17 protein-coding genes are annotated in these 23,874 nt (G+C 69.8%); 11 read left to right on the forward strand and 6 right to left on the reverse strand.

Going from position 1 to position 23,874, the window contains the following annotated elements:
* Positions 1–67 precede the first annotated feature (67 nt).
* From ABSH63_RS01490 to ABSH63_RS01505, 4 genes are all read left to right on the forward strand, one after another.
* On the forward strand, positions 68–2,311 hold the full coding sequence (locus ABSH63_RS01490; RefSeq protein ID WP_352886753.1) for an NADP-dependent isocitrate dehydrogenase: 2,244 nt from the start codon (positions 68–70) through the stop codon (positions 2,309–2,311).
* Positions 2,312–2,428: 117 nt separating this feature from the next.
* Positions 2,429–3,826, forward strand: a complete 1,398-nt coding sequence (locus ABSH63_RS01495; protein ID WP_352886756.1) for an LVIVD repeat-containing protein — start codon at positions 2,429–2,431, stop codon at positions 3,824–3,826.
* A complete protein-coding gene (locus tag ABSH63_RS01500) occupies positions 3,823–4,569 on the forward strand; it encodes a DUF305 domain-containing protein (RefSeq protein WP_352886759.1) in 747 nt (248 codons plus the stop codon). Before ABSH63_RS01495 ends, ABSH63_RS01500 begins: the two co-directional genes overlap by 4 nt.
* Positions 4,570–4,637: 68 nt before the next feature.
* The gene (locus ABSH63_RS01505) at positions 4,638–6,038 is read left to right on the forward strand and encodes an LVIVD repeat-containing protein (protein WP_352886762.1); all 1,401 of its coding nucleotides are present in this window, start codon (positions 4,638–4,640) and stop codon (positions 6,036–6,038) included.
* A gap of 19 nt (positions 6,039–6,057) precedes the next feature.
* Here ABSH63_RS01505 and ABSH63_RS01510 read toward each other — a convergent pair whose 3' ends face one another.
* The gene (locus ABSH63_RS01510) at positions 6,058–7,872 is read right to left on the reverse strand and encodes an ABC transporter transmembrane domain-containing protein (protein ID WP_352886764.1); all 1,815 of its coding nucleotides are present in this window, start codon (positions 7,870–7,872) and stop codon (positions 6,058–6,060) included.
* Between the two features lie 203 nt (positions 7,873–8,075).
* Here ABSH63_RS01510 and ABSH63_RS01515 point away from each other — a divergent pair, with 203 nt between their 5' ends.
* Positions 8,076–9,170, forward strand: coding sequence for an MBL fold metallo-hydrolase (locus tag ABSH63_RS01515; protein WP_352886766.1), 1,095 nt, complete (start codon positions 8,076–8,078; stop codon positions 9,168–9,170).
* Positions 9,167–9,988, forward strand: coding sequence for an SDR family oxidoreductase (locus tag ABSH63_RS01520; protein ID WP_352886768.1), 822 nt, complete (start codon positions 9,167–9,169; stop codon positions 9,986–9,988). Before ABSH63_RS01515 ends, ABSH63_RS01520 begins: the two co-directional genes overlap by 4 nt.
* Positions 9,989–10,027: 39 nt before the next feature.
* Here ABSH63_RS01520 and pmbA read toward each other — a convergent pair whose 3' ends face one another.
* Genes pmbA through ABSH63_RS01535 form a run of 3 tightly spaced genes read right to left on the reverse strand, consistent with a single transcriptional unit; the run spans position 10,028 to position 13,102 of the window.
* Positions 10,028–11,371 carry a metalloprotease PmbA gene (gene pmbA, locus ABSH63_RS01525; RefSeq protein ID WP_352886770.1) on the reverse strand — a complete coding sequence of 448 codons (1,344 nt, stop codon included), beginning with the start codon at positions 11,369–11,371 and terminating at the stop codon, positions 10,028–10,030.
* Positions 11,372–11,411: 40 nt separating this feature from the next.
* Positions 11,412–12,095: an N-acetylmuramate alpha-1-phosphate uridylyltransferase MurU gene (gene murU / locus ABSH63_RS01530; protein ID WP_352886772.1), complete on the reverse strand. Its 684-nt coding sequence runs from the start codon at positions 12,093–12,095 to the stop codon at positions 11,412–11,414.
* Positions 12,092–13,102 carry an aminoglycoside phosphotransferase family protein gene (locus ABSH63_RS01535; RefSeq protein ID WP_434223233.1) on the reverse strand — a complete coding sequence of 337 codons (1,011 nt, stop codon included), beginning with the start codon at positions 13,100–13,102 and terminating at the stop codon, positions 12,092–12,094. The genes murU and ABSH63_RS01535 overlap by 4 nt, the downstream gene beginning before the upstream one ends.
* A gap of 146 nt (positions 13,103–13,248) precedes the next feature.
* Between ABSH63_RS01535 and ABSH63_RS01540 the strand changes: the two genes are divergently transcribed.
* From ABSH63_RS01540 to ABSH63_RS01560, 5 genes are all read left to right on the forward strand, one after another.
* Positions 13,249–15,408: an LPS-assembly protein LptD gene (locus ABSH63_RS01540; RefSeq protein ID WP_352886774.1), complete on the forward strand. Its 2,160-nt coding sequence runs from the start codon at positions 13,249–13,251 to the stop codon at positions 15,406–15,408.
* A 64-nt stretch (positions 15,409–15,472) separates the two neighbouring features.
* On the forward strand, positions 15,473–16,804 hold the full coding sequence (locus ABSH63_RS01545; RefSeq protein WP_352886776.1) for a peptidylprolyl isomerase: 1,332 nt from the start codon (positions 15,473–15,475) through the stop codon (positions 16,802–16,804).
* Positions 16,779–17,816, forward strand: a complete 1,038-nt coding sequence (pdxA, locus tag ABSH63_RS01550) for a 4-hydroxythreonine-4-phosphate dehydrogenase PdxA (protein ID WP_352886778.1) — start codon at positions 16,779–16,781, stop codon at positions 17,814–17,816. Before ABSH63_RS01545 ends, pdxA begins: the two co-directional genes overlap by 26 nt.
* Entirely contained in the window at positions 17,813–18,595 is a 783-nt protein-coding gene (rsmA, locus tag ABSH63_RS01555; RefSeq protein WP_352886780.1) for a 16S rRNA (adenine(1518)-N(6)/adenine(1519)-N(6))-dimethyltransferase RsmA, read from the forward strand. The genes pdxA and rsmA overlap by 4 nt, the downstream gene beginning before the upstream one ends.
* Positions 18,596–18,662: 67 nt before the next feature.
* Positions 18,663–19,097, forward strand: coding sequence for a universal stress protein (locus ABSH63_RS01560; RefSeq protein WP_352886782.1), 435 nt, complete (start codon positions 18,663–18,665; stop codon positions 19,095–19,097).
* Between the two features lie 20 nt (positions 19,098–19,117).
* On the opposite strand, the gene ABSH63_RS01565 is transcribed toward ABSH63_RS01560, so the two are convergent.
* Both ABSH63_RS01565 and ABSH63_RS01570 read right to left on the reverse strand, forming a co-directional pair.
* The gene (locus tag ABSH63_RS01565) at positions 19,118–22,141 is read right to left on the reverse strand and encodes a sensor domain-containing protein (RefSeq protein ID WP_352886784.1); all 3,024 of its coding nucleotides are present in this window, start codon (positions 22,139–22,141) and stop codon (positions 19,118–19,120) included.
* A 14-nt stretch (positions 22,142–22,155) separates the two neighbouring features.
* Complete coding sequence (locus ABSH63_RS01570) at positions 22,156–23,874, reverse strand: pilus assembly protein TadG-related protein (protein WP_352886786.1); 1,719 nt, start codon at positions 23,872–23,874, stop codon at positions 22,156–22,158.

Consider the following 23,874-nt stretch of genomic DNA (forward strand, 5'->3'; position numbering starts at 1 on the left):
CGGCACACCACCGCCGGCAGCTTGGCGGTGCCGCCGTCTGCGTCCAGAGCCGCCGGGAGTCGATCGCTTGAGCACACAACCATCCACCATCATCTACACGCTGACCGATGAAGCGCCGATGCTCGCCACGGCATCGTTCCTGCCGATCGTCGAGGCGTTCACCGCAGCCGCCGGCATCAAGGTCAAGACCAGCGACATCTCGCTGGCGGCACGCATCATCGCCGAGTTTCCCGAATATCTGACCGAGTCACAGCGCCTGCCCGACAACCTCGCCGAGCTGGGCCGGCTCACGCAGCTGCCGGACACCACCATCATCAAGCTGCCCAACATCAGCGCATCGGTCGCGCAGCTGCGGGCGGCGATCAAGGAGCTGCAGGCACAGGGTTATGCGCTGCCCGACTATCCCGAGCGCGCCGCCACGGACGCGGAAAAGGCGATCAAGGACCGTTATTCCAAATGCCTGGGCAGTGCGGTGAACCCCGTGCTGCGCCAGGGCAACTCCGACCGCCGCGCGCCCAAGGCGGTCAAGGAATACGCGCGCAAGCATCCACACGCGATGGGGGAATGGAGCCAGGCCTCGCGCACGCACGTCTCGCACATGCATCACGGCGACTTCTACCACGGTGAGAAGTCGATGACGCTGGACCGGCCGCGCCGCGTGAAAATGGAACTGCTGACCAAAAGCGGCAAGACCCTGGTCCTCAAGCCCGAGGTGGTCCTGCAGGACAAGGAGATCATCGACAGCATGTTCATGAGCCGGTCGGCCTTGCTCGCGTTCTACGAAAAGCAGATCGACGACGCCTACAAGACCGGCGTGATGTTCTCGCTGCACGTCAAGGCAACGATGATGAAGGTCAGCCACCCGATCGTGTTCGGGCACTGCGTGCGCATCTTCTATCGCGAGGCCTTCGCCAAGCACGGCAAGACCTTCGACGCGCTCGGCATCAACGTCAACAACGGCATGGTCGATCTGTACAACAAGATCGCCAATCTGCCGCAGAGCGAGCAGGACGAGATCAAGCGCGACCTGCACGCCTGCCACGCGTACCGCCCCGAGCTGGCGATGGTCGATTCGGCCAAGGGCATCACCAACTTCCACTCGCCGAACGACATCATCGTCGACGCCTCGATGCCGGCGATGATCCGCAACGGCGGCAAGATGTACGGCGCCGACGGTCGCCTCAAGGACGTCAAGGCGGTGATGCCGGAATCGACCTTCGCGCGCATCTACCAGGAGATCATCAACTTCTGCAAGACGCACGGAGCCTTCGATCCGCGCACGATGGGCACGGTCCCCAACGTCGGGCTGATGGCCCAGCAGGCCGAGGAGTACGGCTCGCACGACAAGACCTTCGAGATCCCGGAAGACGGCATCGCCAACATCACCGATCTGGACACCGGCGAGGTGTTGATGAGCCAGAACGTCGAGACCGGCGACATCTGGCGCATGTGCCAAGTCAAGGATGGTCCGATCCGCGACTGGGTCAAGCTCGCGGTGACGCGCGCGCGCCAGTCGGGCATGCCAGCCGTGTTCTGGCTCGACCCCTACCGCCCGCACGAGCACGAGTTGATCCAGAAAGTGGTCAAGTACGTGCAGGACTATGACACCAAGGGCCTGAAGATCGAGATCATGTCCCAGGTGCGGGCGATGCGCTACACGCTGGAGCGCGTGCTGCGCGGCATGGACACGATCTCCGTCACCGGCAACATCCTGCGCGACTACCTCACCGATTTGTTCCCGATCCTGGAGCTCGGCACCAGCGCCAAGATGCTGTCGATCGTGCCGCTGATGGCCGGCGGCGGCCTGTACGAAACCGGCGCCGGCGGTTCGGCGCCCAGGCACGTGCAGCAGCTCGTCGAGGAGAACCATTTGCGTTGGGACTCCCTCGGCGAGTTTCTCGCGCTGGCCGTGGCGCTCGAGGACGTGGGCATCAAGACCGGCAATCGGCGCGCGACGCTGCTGGCCAAGACCCTCGATGCCGCCACCGAAAAACTGCTCGACAACGACAAGAATCCGTCGCCCAAGACCGGCCAGCTCGACAACCGCGGCAGCCAGTTCTATCTGGCGATGTACTGGGCGCAGGCACTCGCCGAACAGAGCGAGGATCCAAAGCTCGCCGCGCACTTCGCGCCGCTGGCCAAGCAGCTCTCCGACAACGAATCCACCATCATCGACGAGCTGACCCGAGTGCAGGGCACGCCGGTCGACATCGGCGGCTACTACCACCCGGACCGCGCCAAGCTGGCCGCGGTGATGCGGCCGAGCGCGACCTTCAATGCGGCGCTGCGCCTGCTCGGCACCGTGCACTGACGCAGCAGCGCACCCTGATCGCCGCTGCAGTCGCCGTTGCCGCGAGCGGCAATGCTGGCGCGGGCACCGCAGACACGGCAGATATACTGCGCCGTGTCATCCAGGGGAGAACCGCCGATGCGCAGGCTGATTCGTTTCGCGCTGGGCGCAGCGCTCGCCGCGACGCTCGGCGCCTGCGGCGGCAGTGACGGCAACGGTGGCGATACGCCCGCGCTGGGCCCCACGCCGAAAGCCGACTGCGGGCCCGGCTCGCGGCCCGAGACCGGCCTGCAGGGCCGCGTCAGCGCCGAGGACCATGCCAGCGGCCGCGCCGCCGCGGGCTACACCTGCAACACCGAGCTGGTCGGCAGCTACACGACACCGACGGCGCTCGGCAGCGTCGGCGGCTTCAAGGTGCAGCGCTATGTCGACCAGGCCGGGCGCGAGTGCGCGTACTACGACACGACAACGCTGTTTCCGACCAACCTACTCGAAGGCCAGATCGGCGTGAACGTGATCGACATGAGCGATCCGTCGAATCCGGTGCTCGCGCGCCGGCTGGTGACGCCGGCGATGCTGTCGCCGCACGAGTCGCTGCTGGTTTCGCAGGAAGCCGGCGTGCTGGCGGCGGTGTTCGGCAACGTGCTGTCGTATCCGGGCATCGTCGACGTCTACGATCTCAAGGAGTACTGCCGCAATCCGCAACTGCGCTCCTCCGCCCTGACCGGCGTGCTCGGCCACGAGAGCGGCATGTCGCCGGACGGCAAGACCTTCTACACGTCCTCGGTCGTCGCGCCGACGCTGACAGCGGTCGACATCTCCGATCCGTCGAATCCGCGCCGCCTGCTGACCACCAACTACCGCACGCACGGACTGTCGATCAGCGCCGACGGCAATCGCGCCTTCCTCGCCTCGGCCTCGCTGACCGACACCGGCCTGGTGATTCTTGACGTCTCCGACATCCAGGCGCGCAAGCCCGATCCCGAGGTGCGCGAGATCTCGCGGCTGACCTGGGATAACATGAGCATCCCGCAGAACGCGATCCCGTTCACGCGCGACGGCAAGCCCTACGTGCTGGAATTCGACGAGTTCGCCAGCGACAGCAACACCTCAGGCATCCCGGCGGCCAACGGCCAATTCGTCGGCGCCGCGCGCATCATCGACATCGCCGACGAGACGCAGCCCAGAGTGATCTCGGCGCTGCGCCTGGAAGTCCACGAACCCGAGCATCGCCAGACCATCGCAGACGATCCGGGCGCCGGCGACATCACCGGCGGCTACGCCGCGCACTACTGCGACCTGCCCACGCGTGTCGATCCCGACATCGCCGCCTGCACGATGATTCTCTCCGGGTTGCGCGTGTTCGACATCCGCGATCCGGCGCGCCCGCGCGAGGTCGCCTACTTCAACGCACCGGTGCAGATGCCTGGCGGCGCGGTGTCCAGCCCAGCGTTCGTGCCTGAGCGCAAGGAAATCTGGTACAGCGACGCGAACAGCGGCTTCTACGTCGTGCGCGTCACCAACGGCGCGTGGTGATCAGACGTATCGGCATGGCGCGCACCGATCGCGAGGCGCGCTCGACACGGCAGGTGCCTTCGGTCGTCATCGCCCCCGCCGTTCTGCTGGCCGCGCTGGCCCTGCTCGCCTGCGTGCTGCTGCGGCTGGCCACGACGCCAGCACACAGGCCCGCCACGCCCAGCCCGATCGACATCGGGTTTGCGCAGTCGATGAGCCTGCATCACCGGCAGGCGATCGGCATGGCGCAACTGATGCTCGACGGCCGGCCGACGCCGCTGACGCACCTGGCGCGCAACATCGCCGCCGCGCAATTGCTCGAACTGGGGCAGATGCAGGGCTGGCTGCAGTTGTGGGACGCGCCGCTGGTGGCCGAGAAGCCGGGCATGGACTGGATGCGCCTCGGTGACCGGGCGCTCACCCAGGAGGAGCTCGACTACCTGCTCGACTGCCAGCGCTCGCCGACCGGCATGAGCGGTCTGGCGACGGACGAGGAGGTCAACCGCCTGCGCCAGCTCGAGGGGCGTGACCGCGACGCGCACTTCCTGCGCCTGATGCTGGCCCATCACGAAGGCGGCCTGCCGATGGCACGCTTCGTCGCCGAACAGGCGCGAATCCCGGTGGTGCGCGAGCTGGCGGCGCGCGTGGTGCTGGAGCAGTCCAAGGAGATCTACCTGATGCGGCGCATGCTCGCCGCGCTGGCCGCGGACGAGGCTGCGCTCACGCCGACGCCGGCGGCCACTCCCGGTGCGGCGACTCGCTAGCACTGCTCAGGGCTGCCGCTCTGGCGCGGATATACTGGCCAGCACAACGAATCTTCGAGGAGCGCACCATGTCCCATCCGTCCCGCACCGTGCCCGCGATGGCGCTGGCGCTCGTGCTGGCGGCCTGCGGCGGCGGCGACGGCAGGCCGGTCGTCATCGACGGGCCGACGCCGAAGGCCGATTGCGGTCCGGGTTCGAATCCGGAAACCGGCCTGCAGGGCCGGGTCAGCCGCGAAGACCATCTCAGCGGACGCGCGGCCGAAGGCTATACCTGCAACACCGAGCTGGTCGGCCATTTCGGCGCCGAGAACCCGATCGGCACCGTCGGCGGCTTCAAGGTCGAGCGCTACACCGACAGCAGCGGCCGCGACTGCGCCTACTACGACACCACCCTGCTCTATCCGACCAATCTCGTCGACTTCGAAGCCGGCGTGAACGTCCTCGACATGAGCGACCCGGCCCATCCGGTGCGCACCGCGCGCCTGGTCACGCCGGCGATGCTCTCGCCGCACGAGTCGCTGGTGGTCTCGCAGCAGGGCGGCGTACTCGCCGCAGTGCTCGGCAACCCGTCCTTCTATCCCGGCATCGTCGACGTTTATGACCTTGAACCCGACTGCCGCCAGCCGCGTCTGCGCTCCTCCTCGCTGACCGGCGTGCTCGGCCACGAGAGCGGCATCTCGCCGGACGGCAAGACCTTCTACTCGGCCTCCCCCGGCACGCCGACGCTGACCGCCGTCGACATCTCCAATCCGCTGGTCTCGCAGCGCCTGTGGACCGGCAACTACACCTCGCACGGCCTGTCGATCAGCGCCGACGGCAACCGCGCCTACCTCGCCGCCGGCAACGGCAACGGCGTGCTGATCCTCGACGTCTCCGAGATCCAGGCGCGCAAACCCGACCCCCAGGTACGCGAGATCGCCGCGATCTCCTGGGAGAACCAGACCATCCCGCAGAACGCGATTCCGTTCACGCGCGACGGTAAGCCCTATCTGCTGGAAATCGACGAGTACTCGTCCAATGGCAGCGGCGTCGCCGCGCACGGCCGCATCGTCGGCGCGGGCCGCATCATCGACATCAGCGACGAGACCCATCCCAAGATCGTTTCCAACCTGCGCCTCGAAGTGCACGAGCCGGAAAACCGCGACCTCATCGCCAACGACCCCGGCGCGCAACTCCCGGTCCAAGGTTACGCCGGTCACTACTGCAATGTGCCGACGCGCGTGGATCCGGACATCGCCGCGTGCAGCATGATCGTCTCGGGTTTGCGCATCTTCGACATCCGCGACCCGACGCGCCCGCGCGAGATCGCCTACTTCAACGCGCCGGTCAATCCGCGCGTCACCCCGGTCTTCGAGGCCAGCAACTGGGCGATGTCGAGCCCGGCCTTCGTGCCCGAGCGCAAGGAGATCTGGTACACCGACGGCTACGGCGGCTTCTACGTCGTGCGCGTGACCAACGGCGTGTGGTGAGCGCGCCGCGCCGGCGCATTCAGGCCACGACCTGCAGGCTGGCGAGGCGCGCGTAGAGCCCGCCCTGCTGCATGAGTTGCTGCGGCGAACCGGTTTCGACGATGCGGCCCTGTTCGAGCACGACGATGCGGTCGGCGCGGCGCACGGTGGCGAGGCGGTGGGCGATGATCAGCGTCGTGCGGCCCTTCATCGCCGCTTCGAGGCCGCGCTGGACCAGTGCCTCGCTCTCGGCATCGAGCGCGCTGGTCGCCTCGTCGAGCAGTAGCAGCGGCGGGTTGCGCAGGATCGCGCGCGCGATGGCGATGCGCTGGCGCTGACCGCCGGACAGACGCAGGCCGCGCTCGCCCAGGAAAGTGTCGTAGCCCTGCGGCAGCCGCTGGATGAACTCGTCGGCGAGCGCGGTGCGCGCGGCGGCGATCACCTGCGCATCGCTCGCACCGGCATGGCCGTAACGGATGTTCTCCATCGCACTCGCCGAGAAGATCACCGGATCCTGCGGCACGATGCCGATCTGCGCGCGTAGCGCGGCGGGGTCGAGCCGGCGCAGGTCGACGCCGTTGAAGCGGATGCTGCCACCACTCACGTCGTAATAGCGCAGCAGCAACTGGAACAGCGTGGTCTTGCCGGCGCCGCTGGGGCCGACCAGGGCGACGGTTTCGCCCTCGCGGATGTCCAGGGTGATGCCGTCGAGCGCGGCCGTACGCGGACGCGAGGGGTAGTAGAAGCGCACCGCATCGAACTGCACGCGCGCCTGCGGCGTCTGCGGCAGCGCCACCGGCTGCGCCGGCGCGCGGATCGCGGGCACCGCCGACAGCAGCTCCATCAGCCGCTCGGTGGCACCGGCGGCGCGCATCACATCGCCCCAGACCTCGGCGATCACGCCGACACCGCCGGCGGTGAAGGCCGCGTACAGCACGAAGGACGCGAGCTGGCCCGGGCTCATCGTGCCGGCGATCACCGACTGCGCACCGAGCCACAGCACGAACACGATCGCGCCGAACACGCCGGCGATCGCCGCCGCGGTCATGCCGGCACGCCAGCGCGTGCGCCGGATCGCGGATCTGAAACTGCGCTCGACGGTCGCATCAAAGCGCGCCGCCTCGTCGGCCTCCTTGACGAAGGCCTGTACGGTCGGAATCGCGTTGAGGATCTCGCTGGCGATGGCCGCGGTGTCGGCGATGCGGTCCTGCGATTCGCGCGAGAGCTTGCGCACGCGCCGCCCCACCGCGATCAGCGGCGCGACCACCAGCAACAGCAGCGCCAGCGTCACCGCGAACAGCTTGAGGCTGGTGACCGCACACATGGCGAGGCCACCGACGAACTGGAAGCTGCTGCGCAGGCCCATCGAGACCGACGAGCCGACCACGGTCTGCACTAGCGTCGTATCGGCGGTCAGGCGCGACAACACCTCGCCGGTGCGCGTGGTCTCGAAGTACTGCGGCGACTGCGCCAGCATGCGCCGATAGACCGCGCTGCGCAGATCGGCGGTCACGCGCTCGCCGATCCAGGTCACGAAATAGAACCGCCCGGCCACTGCCGCGCCCCAGAACAAGGCGATGCCGAACAGGCCGAGGAAGTAGTGGTGCACCCGGCTGCCGGCGGCGAAGCCGTGGTCGATCAGATCGCGCAGCGCCAGCGGCACCGTGAGCATCGCCGCCGAGGCGAGGCACAGCAGCACGAAGGCATAACCGACCTGCCGACGATACGGCTTGAGGAAGGGCAGAAGCCCGCTCAGCGCGCGCAGCCGCCGCTGTGCCGGCGCCGGCGCGGCGATGGATTCGAGCAGATCCGGCTGCGGGTGCTCGGCGGAGGGTGGGGGGGCCGTGTCGTTCATGCGCGGCACGATAGCAGCCGCGCGGATGGTCGGCTCCAGACGCGGCACAGTGCCGCGCGGGCGCGGGCACGCGCGGCTCGTCCTCGGGGCGCCACGGTGGCGGCGGCCGACGCCACGCCAACGCATCGCAAGCGCCGCTTGCGGCACCCCGAGCGAACGCCTAAGGTGCGCACGCCGGCCAGAAGCCGCCGCGGAATCCCGCCATGAGCCAGACCCCCGACCGACATCCGATCGTCCGCATCACCGACTTCGACGGCACCCGCGACGCCGCGCGCCCGCTCGATCGCGTCGAGAACGTGCGCGCCGCCGGCGCGGCCTTTCGCCAGCGGATGCTGCGCGGCAAACCGGTGCGGTATTACCGCTCGATGGAGCTGGTGCGCGTGCCCTACCCGGCCAAGTTCGCTTATCTCAACGGCTTTGGCACGCTGCCGCCGTTCATCCATCTGTGCAATCGCCTGTTCGTCGTGCAGTTCGACAGCAGCGAAGGCCTCAAGACGCTGCTGGTGTCGCCGTCGGACTGGGAGCATCAACGCGCAACGCCGTTCTTCAAGCGGCTCGATGAATCCATGGGCGCATTCGCGAGGCTCGGCGAGGCGCTGGTGTTCCGCAAGACCGCGACCGTACTCGAAAGGCTCGCCGAGATCGGCCTTGCGCCCGAGGACGTCGACTACATCACCTACGATCACCTGCACACGCAGAACGTGACGCGCTGGCTCGGTGCTCACGGCACCGCGCCGATCTTCCCCAACGCCAAGCTGCTGGTGATGCGCGCGGAATGGGAGTCGGCGCTGTCGCTGATTCCCTGGCAGAACCAGTGGTACTGCCCCGGCGGCATCGACGGCGTACCGATGGAGCGCGTGATCCTGCTCGACCACGACGTGATGCTCGGCGAGGGCGTTGCGCTGATCCGCACCAAGGGCCACACCGAGGGCAATCACTCGATCGTCGTGCACACGCCGGACGGCCTCAAGGTCACCAGCGAGAACGGCGTGAGCCTCGATGCCTACGTGCCGGCGCTGTCGAAGATTCCGGGTGTCGCCGAGTTCGCGCGCGTCACCGGTGCCGAGGTGATCTTGAACGGCAACACGCTCGAATACGGCATCGACCAGTACATCTCGATGGTGCAGGAAAAAGCGATCGCAGGTCCGAACCCGCGCGACGAGCGCCTGCCCAACATCGCGCCGTCGTCGGAGTCCGCCGGCTACTGGCTGTTTCCGCGCACCGCGCCGACGTTCAGCGTCGGCGATCTGTGCTACGGCAGTCTGGCGAAGCGCAGCGCGCTGAAGGCGGCAGCATGACAACGCTCAAGGATCAGGTTCACCTCGTCACCGGCGCCGCCTCGGGCATCGGCGCGCATCTGGCCGCGGAACTGCTCAAGCGCGGCGCGCGCGTCTGCGCCGTCGACATCAACACCGCGGCGATGCATGGCCTGCACGCGCACGCCGAGGGCGACCAGCTCATCACCGCCGCGCTCGACGTGCGCGATGCGGCGCAGTGGCAGGCCGTGATCGAGCAGGTACGGGCGCGCTGGCAACGTCTCGACGTGCTGATGAACGTCGCCGGCGTGATCCGCCCCGGCTGGATTCATGCGTTCACGGCCGAGGACGTGCACCTGCAGCTCGACGTCAATGCTAAGGGCGTGATCTTCGGCACCCAGGCGGCGGCGCGGCTGATGCTCGAACAGGGTCATGGCCACATCATCAACATCGCCTCGCTCGCCGGCGTCGCACCGGTGCCCGGTCTTGCGCTGTACTCGGCGTCGAAGTTCGCGGTGCGCGGCTTCACCCTCGCCGCAGCCTTGGAGCTGCGCGAGAAGAACATCAAGGTCACTGCGATCTGCCCGGACGCGGTGCAGACGCCGATGCTCGACCTGCAGGTCGACCGCGAGGAAGCGGCGCTGACCTTCTCCGGCAGCCCCTCGCCGCTGACCGTCGAGGACATCGGCCGCGTGGTGTTCGAGCGCGCGCTGCCGCGCGCGCCGCTGGAGATCACCCTGCCCGGCCACCGCGGCGCGATGGCCAAGCTCGGCAGCCTGCTCCCCGGCGCCAGCGTCGGTCTGTTCGAGCGGCTGCGCGAACGCGGTCGCGCCCGCCAGCGGCAGCGCCGCGGCGGCTAGCGCCGCGCGAGCACCGACGCCGCCGGGGTGACTCCGCCTTCAGTGCCCGGCGATGGTCATGCGTTCGAGCAGCACCGAGCCGGTGCGCACGTTGGCCAGCGGATCGACGTCGCGGCCGACGGCAACGATGCGCTTGAACATCTCGGCGAGGTTGCCGGCGATGGTCAGCTCCTCGACCGGGTAGGCGATGGCACCGTTCTCGACCCAGAAGCCCGCCGCGCCGCGCGAGTAGTCGCCGGTGACCAGGTTGACGCCGTGGCCGAGCAGTTCGGTGACGATCAGGCCGCGGTGCATGCGCCGCACGAGGGCATCGAAGTCCGCATCGCCGGGCTCGACGATGAGGTTGTAGACGCCGCCGGCGTTGCCGGTGGTCACGAGCCCCAGCTTGCGCGCCGAGTAGCTGCCGAGCAGCCAGCCCTGCAGTACGCCGTTCTCGACCAGGGTGCGCGCACGCGTGGCCACGCCCTCGCTGTCGAAGGCGGCGCTGCCGGCGCCGCGCGGCAGATGCGGTTGCTGCCGCAGCGTGATGCCGGGCGCACACACCGCTTCGCCGAGCCGATCGAGCAAGAAGCTCGCACGCCGGTACAACGCGCCGCCCGAGATCGCGCCAACCAGGTGACCCCAGAATCCGCGCGCGATCTCCGGCGGCAGCAACACCGGCGCCGAGCAAGTCTTGAGCCGACGCGCGCCAAGCCGCGCCAGCGCTCGCTCGCCGGCCTTGCGGCCGAGCGCCTGCGCGTCCATCAGGTCTGAGGGGTGGCGCGCGCTGCTGTACCAGTAGTCGCGCTGCATGTCCTCGCCGTGGCTCGCGATCACCGCGCAGCTGAGGCCGTGCTGGCTGGCGGTGCGCAAACCGACGAATCCGTGCGAATTGGCGTAGAGGCTGCGGCCGCGATGCGTGCTGATGTTTGCGCCTTCGCTGCCGGTGATGCGCGGGTCGACCGCGAACGCGGCGCGCTCGCAAGCCACCGCCAGATCGATCGCGGCATCGGGGCCTAGGGACCACGGGTGATCCAGGTCCAGATCGGGAAACTCGGTGGCCATCAGCGTGGCGTCGGCGAGGCCGTTGCACGGGTCCTCGCCGGTGGCCCGCGCGATGTCGAGCGCGGCGCCGACCGCGCGGCGGATGCCGGCTTCGGCGAGATCGCCGGTGGTCGCACTGCCCTTGCGCGCTCCGACATAGACGGTCACGCCCAGATCGCGGTCCTCTTGGAACTCCAGGCTCTCGACCTCGCCCTTGCGCACGCCGACCGAGAAGCCGCGGCTGGCGCTGACGCTCACCTCGGCCTGGGTCGCGCCGCCGGCGCGCGCGACATCGAGTGCGAGCGCAGCACAGCGTTCGAGAAACTCGGCGGCGGGCAAGGTTTGCGGTGTGGCGGTCATGGCGGCGGCGTGAACGGAGAGCCCAGCACTGTAACAGGCCTTACGCGGATGACAGGCGCGTCGATAGCGCGGCCAGACGCTGCGGCGTGCCGATGTCGGCCCAGACGCCGTCGTAGCGCTCGCCGCTGACGGCGCCGCGGCGCATCGCTGCGCGCAGCACCGGAATCAGGCTGAAGCGCCCGGGCGCGCAGTGCTCGAACAGCCGCGGATGCAGCACCGCCTGGCCGCTGTAGGTCAGCTTCGCCTGCCCGGATTCGTGCACGCGATCGCCGTCGAGCGCAAAGTCGCCGTGCGGATGCTGCGGCGGGTTGGGCACCAACACCAGATGCGCGAGCGCGTCGGCAGGCCAGCGCTCGGCGCGCTCGCGCAAGCCCGCGAGCGGCAGCTCGCACCAGACATCGGCGTTGACGAGCACGAAGGGCGCGGCATCGAGCAGCGGCAGCGCGCGATGAATGCCGCCGCCAGTGTCGAGCGCCGGCCAGCCTTCGTCCGAGTACGCGATCTGCATGCCGTAGGCGCGGCCGTCGCCGAGGCGCTCGCGGATCTGCGCGCCCAGCCAGCCCAGATTGATCACGACGCGCTCGATGCCGGCGGCGCAAAGTCGCAGCAGGTGATGCTCGATCAGCGCACGCCCGCCGACCTCGAGCAGCGGCTTGGGGGTTCGATCGGTCAGCGGCCGCATGCGCTCGCCGCGGCCGGCGGCGAGAATGAAGGCGGCGGTCACGGCGCGTGCAGGTCCAGCGAGTCGAACAGCCGCAAAAGCGGCGCCATCTCGGCATAGTGCGCGCCCAGCTCGCGCACGTAGCCGATGAAGCGCGGCACGTCGGCGAGATAGTGCGGCTTGCCGTCGCGGTGGCAGATGCGCGCGAAGATGCCGATCACCTTCAGATGGCGCTGCAGCGCCATCCAGTCGGCGGCGCGGCGGAACTCGGAAAAGTCGTCGCCGACCGGCAGGCCGGCGCCGCGTGCGCGCTCCCAGTACAGGCGCATCCAAGCGTCGATGCGCTCGGCCGGCCACGAGACGAAGGCATCGCGCATCAGGCTGGCGAGGTCGTAGCTGATCGGCCCTTCGACCGCGTCCTGGAAGTCGAGCACGCCCGGATTCGGGTCGCTGAGCATCAGATTGCGCGGCATGTAGTCGCGATGCACCCAGACGCGCGGCTGCGCCAGCGCCGAATCGAGCAGCCGGCGCTCGGTTTCGCGCAGCCAGCCGCGCTGCTGCGCGTCGAGCGTGCGGCCGAGTTCGCGGCCGACGTACCAGTCGGCGAACAGGTCCAGCTCGCGCCGCAGCAAGGCCTCGTCGTAGATCGGCAGCACGCCGGGTCGGCTCGCGCACTGCCAGCGGATCAGCGCGTCAATCGCATCCGCCATCAGCGCATCGGCGTTGTCGGCGTTGAGCACCTGCAGATAGGTATGGCGGCCGAGATCATCGAGCAGCAGCAGCCCCTGCGCGCGGTCTTCGGCGAGGATCTTCGGCACGTGAAGGCCGGCGGCCTGCATCAGCGCGCCGACGCGGATGAACGGCGCGAGGTTCTCGCGCTCGGGCGGCGCGTCCATGACGATCCAGCTCTGCGCGCCGTGCTCGATGCGGAAATAGCGGCGGAAGCTGGCGTCCGCCGAGGCCGGGGCGAAGCGGGCATCGGCCAGTCCGAGCCGTTGCAGCGCGAAGCACCGCGCGGTCTCGGCGCGAACGTCGGCGGCGGGGTCGGACGCGGCAGTGGGCATGGGCATGACGGGGACCGAACGAAACGGGGCGGCAGCTTACAACGGTGCAAAGGGCCACCGCCTGGCCGGTGCGGCGGGCCGGCACTCGAGGCGGGCGGCCACTGCCGGCGCTCGCCGATATACTGCAGGGCAGACGCGCTTACCGACCCGCCTTGTCCGTTCGAATCGCCCTGCCGCTGCTCACGGCATCTCTGCTCGCAAGTACCGGCGCGCACGCCGCCGAGGCCACGTGTGCACAGCTTGCCGAGGCGCTGCCGCGGATCGAGCCCGCCGACGATCCGCGGCTGGTGCTCGACGCCGACCGCGTCGAGCTCGACATCGACGGCCGCTCGGAGCTCGAAGGCTCGGTGCGCCTGCAGTTCGGCGAGCGCCGGTTTACCACCGAGCGCCTCGCCTACGACGAGCGCCAGCGCCGCGTCGAGGTCAGCGCGCCCTCGACCTTCCGTAATCGCGAGCTGACGATCGAATCGGACGCGGCGACGTTCGACCTCGACGCCGAGACCGGCCGTTTCGACGACACCTCGTTCGTGCTCACGGAGCGCGCCGCACGCGGCGAGGCCGGCCGCATCGAGCTCGACGCCAAGGGGACCGCCCGGCTCGAGGGCGCGCGCTTCACCACCTGCGCGCCGCAGTCCGACGCCTGGTATCTCGAAGCCCGCGCGATCACGCTCGATCACGAGTCTGGCCTGGGCACGGCGCGCCATGCGCGCCTGCGCTTTTTCAGGGTGCCGATCCTGTACGCGCCGTGGTTCCAGTTTCCGATCGACGACCGTCGCCGCAGCGGCCTTTTGTTTCCGACCGTCGGCAATTCCGACAACACCGGGCTCGACGTGCGCCAGCCGCTGTACCTGAACCTCGCGCCGAACTACGACGCCACGCTGACGCCGCGCTACATGTCGGATCGTGGCGTCCAGATCGACGCCGACGCGCGCTATCTCTTGCGCCACGCCGAAGGCCGTGTGGGCTACGAGGTGCTCGAGGACCGCGCCTTCGACGACGACACGCGCGTCTACACCGAGTTCGAACACCGCGGTCTGCTCTCGCCGCGGCTGGGCGTGGACATCCGTTACGCCGACGTCAGCGACCCGGCCTATTTCGAGGATCTGGGCGGCAGCATCGACCTGTCGTCCATCACCCATCTCGAACGCAGCGCGCGCTTCATCTACGCCGCGCCGGCGGCGTACACAGTGCAAGCGCTGTTCCAGGATTACCAGACCATCGCCAGCAACTTAGCGCCGGTGGACGAGCCCTACCGGCGTCTGCCGCAACTGCGCATCGACGCGATCACCCGCAACGCGGTCTGGGACACGCGCCTTGGCGCCAGTGCCGAATACGTCAACTTCGTGCGCAGCGACTCGGTCGAGGCCCAGCGCCTCGACCTGCATCCCTACTTACGCATGGAGAAAGACCGCGTCGCCTGGTTCGCCAAATCGCAGATCGATTTTCGCTATACCACCTATGCGCTGACCGGCGTCGAACCGGGCCAACCCCAACAGGTGGACCGCGCACTGCCGCAGTTCAGCGCCGAATACGGCCTGCGTTTCGAGCGGATCGCGCGCTCCGGAGCGCTGCAGACCCTGGAGCCAAGGCTGTTCTACCTCTACGTGCCCTTCGAGGACCAGGACGAGGTGCCGGTGTTCGACAGCGGTGAACCGGACTTCGACCTGACCCAGTTGTTCGCGCGCAACCGCTTCTCCGGAGAGGACCGCATCGCCGACGCCAATCAATTCGCCGGCGCGGTGACCATGCGCCAGCTCGACCCGGACAGCGGCGTGGTACGCGCCAGCGCCAGCTTCGGCCAGCTGTTCCGGTTCAAGAAGCCGCGCGTACGCCTGCCCGGCGAGCCGCTGCCCGGCGACGGCGCCACCGACTTCATCGGCGCGATCGACTACCGCCTGCTCGATCACTGGCTGCTGCGCCTGGACACGCAATGGTCGCCGCAAAGCGCCGATTTCACCCGCACCAGCGCCGCCGTGCGCTTTCGTAGCGAGCGGCGCTTCTTGGAGCTGGCCTACCGCTTCCGCGCGGATCTGCTCGAACAGACCGACGTGCTGCTGTCGACGCCGCTCGCCGCCGGCTTTAGCCTGCTCGGCCGCTGGCGCTACTCGGTGCGCGACGACAACACGCTGGATGCCCTCGCCGGTGTGCGCTACGAGACCTGCTGCTGGGGAATCTCCACCTCGTACCGGCGCTACGTCGCCAACACGCAAGGACGTTTCGACAACGGCATCTACCTGCAGCTCGACCTCAAGGGGTTGGCGCGCGTTGGCTCGGGCGTGGCGAACCTGTTCCCCGAGGGCGTGGTCGAATGAGGCGTTCGCCGCGGCGGCAATGAGCGATAATCGCCGCTTCGCGCTTCCAGCCTCGCCGTTCTCCATGACTCCACGCTCCGTTCCCGCCGCCGTTCTGCGTCTTCTCGCCGCACCGCTACTGCTCGCCGTCGCGGCGCTGGCACCGGTGCATGCGGCCACCCCGATCGACCGCATCCTCGTCGTCGTCAACGACGGCGTGATCCTGCAAAGCGAACTCGACGCGGCGATGCGCGAAGCCAGCCGTCAGATCACCACGCGCGGCATCGCCGCGCCCGACACCGACCTGCTGCGCGCCCAGGTGCTGGAACGGCTGATCCTCACCCGCATCCAGACCCAGCGCGCCGAAGCCGCCGGCATCCGCGTGGACGACCGCGAGCTCAACGAGGTGCTGACCAATCTCGCGCGCCAGAACGACATGACGCTGGCGCAGTTCGCCGACGCGGTGCGCGCCGACGGCATGGACTATCTGCTGCTGCGCGAACAAATCCGCGAGGAAGTCATGATCCAGCGCATCCGCGCGCGTGAGGTCGATTCGCGCGTGGTGGTCACCGACCGCGACGTCGACATGCTGCTCGCCAGCCAGGGGCCGGATCCGGACGTCGAATACCGCTTGTCGCACATCCTGGTCGCGGTGCCCGAGGGGGCGAGCGCCGAGGTACGCGAGGCCGCGCGCAAGAAGGCCGAGGGCCTGCTGCAGCGCATCCGCGACGGCGAGAACTTTGCCGAGATCGCGATCGCGCACTCCGACGGCCAGCAGGCCCTGCAAGGCGGCGATCTCGACTGGCGCCGCGCCGCCGACCTGCCGCCGAGTTTCGCCCAGGCCGCCGCCGCGCTGGCACCGGGCCAGACCAGTCCGGTCATCGAAGCCTTCGGCGGCTTCCACATCATCCAGCTCGCCGAGGTGCGCGGCGGCCCCGAGCGCAAGACCGTCGACGAGACGCGTGCGCGCCACATCCTCATCCAGCCGAATGCCGTGCGCAGCGACGAGCAGGCGCGCCTGCTCGCGCGCGATCTGTACGACCGCCTCCAGGCCGGCGAGGACTTCGCCACGCTGGCCAAGGAATACTCGGACGACCCCGGCTCGAAGAACAGTGGCGGCGATCTCGGCTTCCAGCCACCCGGCGTGTTCGCGCCGGAGTTCCAAGTGCGCATCGACCAGCTCCAGCCCGGCGAGCTGTCGCCGCCGTTTCGCACGCAGTTCGGCTGGCACGTCGCCGGCGTGATCGAGCGGCGTACCCGCGACACCACCGAGGAGACCCGTCGCGCCCGTGCGCGCAACGCCATCGGTAACCGCAAGTCGGCCGAGGAGTACGAGATCTGGCTGCGACGTCTGCGCAGCGAGGCGTACATCGAGTACCGGCTACCCGACGATGCCGCGGCCGCGCGCAGCCTCTGATGCAGACCACCGCCGGCGCGGCGGGCCGCTGCGCATCCTGATCACGCCCGGCGAGCCGGCCGGCATCGGTCCCGATCTGGTCTGCCTGCTAGCGCAGACCGGCAGTCGCTTGCAGCGCGTCGCCGTGGCCGATCCCGCCCTGCTCCACGCCCGAGCGCGCGCGCTCGGGCTGTCGCTGAAACTCCGCGAGATCGATGCGGCGGACGCGCGCCGGCCGACGCCGGCCGGCACCCTCGACGTCGTCCCGGTGATGCTGCGCGCCGCCGCGCAGCCGGGGCGACTCGATCCCGCAAACGCCGCCTACGTGCTCGACACGCTGCAACGCGCAACCGCGCTGTGCCTTACCGGTGAGGCCGAGGCCTTGGTCACCGCTCCGGTGCACAAGGGCGTGATCAACGACGCCGGCATCGCCTTCTGCGGACACACCGAGTACCTGGCCGCACAGTGCGGCGCAGCCCAGGTGGTGATGATGCTGGTGGCGCCGACGACGCCGCCGCTGCGCGTCGCGCTGGCCACCACGCACCTGCCGCTGCGCGCCGTCGCCGATGCGATCAGCGCACCGCTGCTCGACCGCGTGCTGCGCACGCTGGTCGCGGATCTGCGCAGCCGTTTCGGCATCGCCGAGCCGCGCGTGCTGGTGTGCGGCCTCAACCCGCATGCCGGCGAGTCGGGTCACCTGGGCCGTGAGGAGATCGAGGTGATCGCACCGGTGCTCGAACGCCTGCGCGGCGAAGGCCTGCGACTGCGCGGGCCACTGCCGGCGGACACGCTGTTCACCCCGGCGCTGCTCGATGCGGCCGACGCGGTGCTGGCGATGTATCACGACCAGGGCCTGCCGGTGCTCAAGCACGCCGGCTTCGGCCGCGCGGTCAACGTGACCCTGGGCCTGCCGATCGTGCGCACCTCGGTCGACCACGGTACCGCGCTTCAGCTCGCCGGCAGCGGGCGTGCCGACGTCGGCAGCCTGCGCGCGGCTTTCACACTCGCGGTCGAACTGGCGCGAGCGCGATGATCGCGCACGTCGCCAAGCGCCGCTTCGGCCAGAACTTCCTGCACGATCCGCAGGTGATCGAGCGCATCCTGCGCAGCATCGACGCGCAACCCGGCCAGACGCTGGTCGAGATCGGCCCGGGATTGGGTGCGCTCACGCGACCGCTGCTCGAATGCACGCGCGCACTGACCGTGATCGAGATCGACCGCGACGTCATTCCGCACCTGCACGCGGCCTGCGCCGGCCTCGACGGCCTTTGCATCGTCCAGGCGGACGCGCTGCGCGTCGACTACCGCGTCTTCGCCACCGCCGATGCGCCGCTGCGCATCGTCGGCAATCTCCCATACAACATCTCGACGCCGCTGCTGTTCCATCTGCTGCGGCAGGCCGACGTGATCCGCGACATGCACTTCATGCTGCAGAAGGAGGTCGTCGAGCGCATGGTCGCCGGCCCCGGCGACGCGGCCTACGGTCGGCTCAGCGTCGCGCTCGCTGCGCGCTGCGCGGTGAGTCACCTGTTCGATGTCGGCCCGGGGGCGTTCCGCCCGGCGCCCAAGGTCGATTCGGCGATCGTGCGCCTGGTGCCACGCGAGCCGGAGTTTGCGATCGACGATCTTTCCCTGTTCGACCGTCTCGTCACGCAGGCCTTCGCGCAGCGGCGCAAGACCCTGGCGAACGCGCTCAAGGGCCTCGCCGATGCCTCGACGATCGAACGCGCCGGCGTCGACCCGCGCGCCCGCGCCGAGACCCTGCACGCGCGCGATTTCGCACGGCTCGCCGGATTGCTCGCGAGCCGCTGAGGCCGGCCACTGGCGGCCGGGCACCCAAATCCGCAACACTGCCAGCGAGCCGACACCGGAGCAGCCCATGACCTACCAGCATCTGCTTGCCGCGATCGCGATCGACGAGCATGGCGAGGGTGTCGCAAAGCGGGCCAAGGCGCTCGCGGCGCAATTCGGTGCGCGCCTGTCGATCGTGCACGTGGTCGAGTACATCCCGCTCGAAACCGGCGAGGCGCTGATGGCGGCGCCCCCGGATCTGGCCGCGCAACTGCAGGAACAGGCCCGCGCGCGGCTGCACGAACTGAGCGTGCGCCTGGGGCTCGGGGATGCACAGTTGCGCGTCGCCAGCGGCGGCGTCGCCGCGGAGATCAACCGCGCGGCGGCGGACGTCGGCGCCGACCTGATCATCGTCGGCCACCACCCGCGCCACGGCCTGTCGGCCCTGTTCAGCCACACCGAGGAAGACGTGGTGCAGCGCGCGCGTTGCGACGTGCTCGCGGTGTGCCTGTCGCGGGCCTGAGCGTTTGCACCTTCGCGCGCTCAGGCGTCCACGCGCGCGTTGCGCAGCCAGTCGTTGAGCGCCGCGGCCGGCAGCGTGGGCGCCACCGCCACCCCGGCCATGCAATCGACGCCGAGCTTTTCGCAGCGCGCGCGCGTATCGGCGTCGTCCACGCCCACCGCGACCAGCAGCGCCGCAGCGTCGAGCGCCGCACGCAGCCGCGCCACCGCAGCGGCGTCCGCACTCAGCGACGCGTGCATCAGCGCATGCGAGAGCGGCAGCGGCAGCGTATCCGGCACGCGGTTGAAGTCGCGCAGACCAAAGCGCAGGCCGCGCGCGATCAGCGGGTCGAGATGGGGGTGGTGCGTGGCGGCCTCGACCTGACCGTCCGGCGTGAGCGCGAGGACCAGGGCCGAGACCGGCACCGCATAACGATCGATTAGACCGGTCAGATGGCCGAGAAACTCGCGATCGCGTAGCTGCCAGCCCGACAGCGGCAGCACCTGCGGCAGCAGCGGTAGCGCTGCGGCGGCGGCCGCGCGCAGGCGCTCGCAGGCCGCGCAGATCATCCACAGCTCGATGTCGGCGACCAGGCCGGCGCGGCCCGCCGCCTGAAAGATCTCCCCCTGCTCCACCCAGCCGTGGCGCGGGTGCAGCCAACGCAGGCGTGCGAGCAGCGCACGCGCGCGGCCATCGGCCGCCAGCGCCGGCGTGAACTCGAGGTGGAACTGGTTGAGCGCGACCGCGGCATGCAGCTCGCGCTCGAGTTCGAGCTGGCGCAGGCGCTTGGGATCGATGTGCAGCGTGTACAGGCGAAAACAGCCGCGACCGGCCTGCTTGGCCTGGTACATCGCCTGGTCGGCGTGACGCAGCAGGCCGTCGGCATCGGATTCATCGAGCGGGTACAGGGTGATACCGATGCTCGGCCGGCAGGTGATCGACAGTCCCGGCAGGTCGAGCGGCTGGGCGAAGCGTTCGAGCACCTTGTGCGCGAGCAGCGCGGCGTCCTCGGCCGAGCGCAGCCCCGGCGTGAGCAGCACGAACTCGTCGCCGGACAGGCGCGCGACGGTGTCGGACGGCCGCACCACCGCACGCAGGCGGTCGGCGACCGCGCGCAGCACCTGATCGCCGACCTCGTGTCCGTACTCGTCGTTGATCGCCTTGAAGCGGTCCAGATCGAGGAAGAACACGCCGAGCATGCGCGCGCCGCGCTGCGCCGCGAGCAGTGCCTGCGACAGGCGGTCGTGGAGCATCACCCGGTTCGGCAAACCGGTGAGCGCATCGAAGTAGGCGAGTTGGTCGAGCTTTCGTTCGGCGGCCAGACGCTCGCTGATGTCGCTGGCGATGGCCAGGAACACCGGCGGCTCCTCCGCGCGCGAATAGTGCAGACGCACCTCGACCGGGTAAGTGCTGCCGTCCGCGCGCCGGTGGCGGCAGCGGTAGACCAGATCGTCGCGCTCGCCGCCGTGCAGGCGCGCCAGGAAGTTGCGCAGACCGTCCTCGCTGAGATCCTCGCTGATATCCAGCGGGGTCATGCGTACCAGTGCCTCGGCGTCGTAGCCGAGATTGCGGCGCGCGCCGCGGTTGACTTCGAGGAACCTGAGCGTCTGCGCATCGAAGATGTAGATCTCCTCGCTGGCGGCGTCGAGCAGCCGGCCGAGGCGCGTCGCCAGGTTCTCGCCACGCTGGCGTTCGCTCAGATCGCGCACGATCACCACCAGTCCGTCGGCGCCATCGACACGCATCGGCTGCACCCACAGATCCACCGGGAAGGTCGTCGCATCCTTGCGCCAGCCGACGACCTTGGGCGGCCTGCTCTGGCTGCGGCCGGGCACGTAGTCGGTGATGCGGATCGCCGGCAGGTTGAGGAAGGGCACCGGCATCAGCTTGGCGACGGTGAAGCCGACCAGCTCGTCGCGCGAGTAGCCGAACATGCGCTCGGCGCGCGCATTGGCGCTGCGCACGACGCCGGCGAGATCGGTCGTCAGCAGGCCTTCGTCGAGGTGGTCGACCACGGCCTGCGACAGCCGCACCTCGCGGCGCAGGGCCTCGATCTCGCGGCGATGGGCGGTCTGGTCGCGAAACAGCAGCGTGACGGTGTCGAGCGCGCCGCGCCGATCGCGCATCGGATGGGCGACCGCCTCGACCGGCGTGTGTCCGCCATGACGCTGGCGTAGCTCCGCACTGGCGGCCGCGCGCGGACGGCCGTGTGCGAGCGCGTGCTCGATCAGGCTCAGGCGGGCGTCGCCGTCGGCGGCGTCGCACAGATGCACGACCGAGTAGTGCATGCGCCCCGCGGCATCGGCACCGCTCCAGCCGGTCAGGCGTTCGGCGGTGGTGTTCAGATGGCGCACGCGTCCGTCGCGGTCGATGAGCACGAGACCGTAGCCCAGCGCGTCCATGACCTCACCGGCGCGATCGCCGAGTGCCCGTGGGTCGGCACCCCACGACGAGACATTCGGCGTTTGCCGCAGCGGATCGGCGCGCCCGGCCCACGGTGGCGGCGTGCGCAGGCGGCGCCGCACGGCGAGCCCGAACATCAGGCCGATCGGCACGGCCAGCGCGAGCGCGAACCAGCCGGCGAGGCGCAGCGCAGCCAGGGCCTCGATGCGCACGCCCTCGACGTCGCCGGCATCGAGGCTGTACGCCACCGAGCCGAGCAGTCGCCGATCCTCGGCGAACAGCCGGCGGCTGCCGACGCTGCCGATCAGCGCATACCACGCCGAGCGCGCACGGTCCTGGATCGAGGCCGGCAGCAGCGGCAGGCGCAGGTGTTCGACCATGCCGGCGCGGGTCAGTAGCACGCCCTCGGCGTCGTAGACCGCGAGCGCGTACAAGGCGAGGTCGGGCCGCTGCATCAAGGCATCGACCAAGGGGCGCAGGCGCCGCTCGCCGTCGCCGCGCTGCAGGGCCGGCAGCAGCGCACGCTGCACCTCCCCCCCCACCTGGGCATGATCCAGCCGCGTCTGCAAGCCGTGGGCGCGCACGAGACAGGCAAGCCCCAGCGTGAGCAGGCCGATGCCGCTCACGCCCAACAGCGCGACCCGCCATCGCTGCCCGTCCATGGCGAGCTCGCCGGTCAGCGCAGAAACAATCGAGGTTCTTCGGCGACGAGATCGATGACGCGAACCTCCGCGCCCGAGAGCCTCAGTCCGGAATCCCGCAGCGCCCGTGCCACCAGCGGCTCGGCGGCGAGCAGCAGCGTCGCGGCGATGCGCTCGCGCAAGCGCTGTTCGAGCTCATCGCGCGCGGCCTGCAGTACCGCCGAGACGTCCGGCGCGGCGGCGCCGATCGGGCTCAGCTCCACGTCGATGTCGAGTTGCGCCGGCAGGGCCTGCACCGCCTCGCGCAGCAGCAGCACATCGGGGCCACCGATCGTCTGCGCTGGTGCGTCGGGAAACGGCCCGACGAACACCAGCGACTCGCGGTCACCGGGCAGATCCACGCTGGCCCCGGCGGTCACGCGCACGCGCACCGGCACCGGCAGGCCGAGCAGGCTGCCGACGACCTCGGTGTCGAGCAGCGTCGCCGGCCGCATCGCCGGCGCCGGTGCGGTCGGGTCGTCAAACTCGCCGATGCCGATGCGGCTGATGCTGCTGCGTGCCTCGACGGTGACCACGTCCTGCGGTTGACCGTGGCACGCATAGCGGATGTCGACGACCTCGGCCGTGGCCTGCGCGGCCTGCACCCAGAACGGCAGCGCCACGTTCACGCCCAGCGACGGCAGGTGGAAACCCAGATTGGTCATCAGCAGCGCTTGGGTGTTGCTGGCGAAGTTGGGCGGGCCGGGCTCGCCCGGCTGTTTGCGTGTGGTCAAGAGCGCCGGCCGGCCCGGGTCGATGATGCGGATCAGCGCCGTGCTATCGCCCAGCGGCGGCGGCAGGGCATAGAACAGCTCGATCACGGGCGATTCGGACGCGGACTGCGCCGCCACGAGGGTCACATCACCGGCGCTGATCAGCGCGCTGCCCGCGAGCCGCGCCAGCTCGCGTTCGACCGCGACCACGTCCTCGGGCAGGATCATCGCCGAGGCATCGGCCAGATCGGCGATTCGGGCTGCCGCCTCGGCCGCCGCGTCATTGCCCGCGTCCCCGAGCGACTCGACCAAACGCCGCAGGATCTCGGCCACCCGAATCGGCCGCTCATCGATGCGCTCGTCGCTCCCGGGGTCGATCACCTCGAGGATCTCGTTGACCGGCACGGTGGCTTCCAGCAGGCTCGTGTAGCCCACGGCGGAGATGTTCGGCGGCGGCGCGTCGAACAGCGCGCCGAACAGCCGGTCCAGCACCGGCGGCTCCAGCTCCAGCAGACGGCTGCCGATGCGCACGCTGGCGACCGGACGCGACTGCGCGGCCGCCTGCGCGCGCAGCTCGCCGGCAGGGCTCGCCAGCGGCAGCAGGCGCATCGGCGCCGGCCGCGACACGACCACGCGCACCGCGTGGTTGAAGCGATCAAAGCCCGGCTCGAAATACCGCCGACCCTCCGCGGCCAGCACCTCGCGGCCGATCTCGACGCTCACGGGCTGCACCTGCCCGCGCGGGCTGTTGCGACCGATGCTGGCCAAGGCTTCGCCATAGGCGACCGCGGCCGGATTCTCCGGCTCGCCAAAGCAGCCGCCGGTGACGCGCGCCGCGTCCAGCGCAGCGAGATCGGCGATGCGCTGCAGATCGCGCTGCGCCACGTACAGGCGGCCGACATCGATCGCCAACGCCAGCGCGGCCAGCCCGGCGCCCGCGGCGATCGCCGCGAACACCGCGACGGCACCGGCCTGGCGGCGCCGGGGACGCAAGCGCGCCAT

The organism is Sinimarinibacterium thermocellulolyticum (assembly GCF_040327995.1).
Classification (GTDB): domain Bacteria; phylum Pseudomonadota; class Gammaproteobacteria; order Nevskiales; family Nevskiaceae; genus Solimonas; species Solimonas thermocellulolyticum.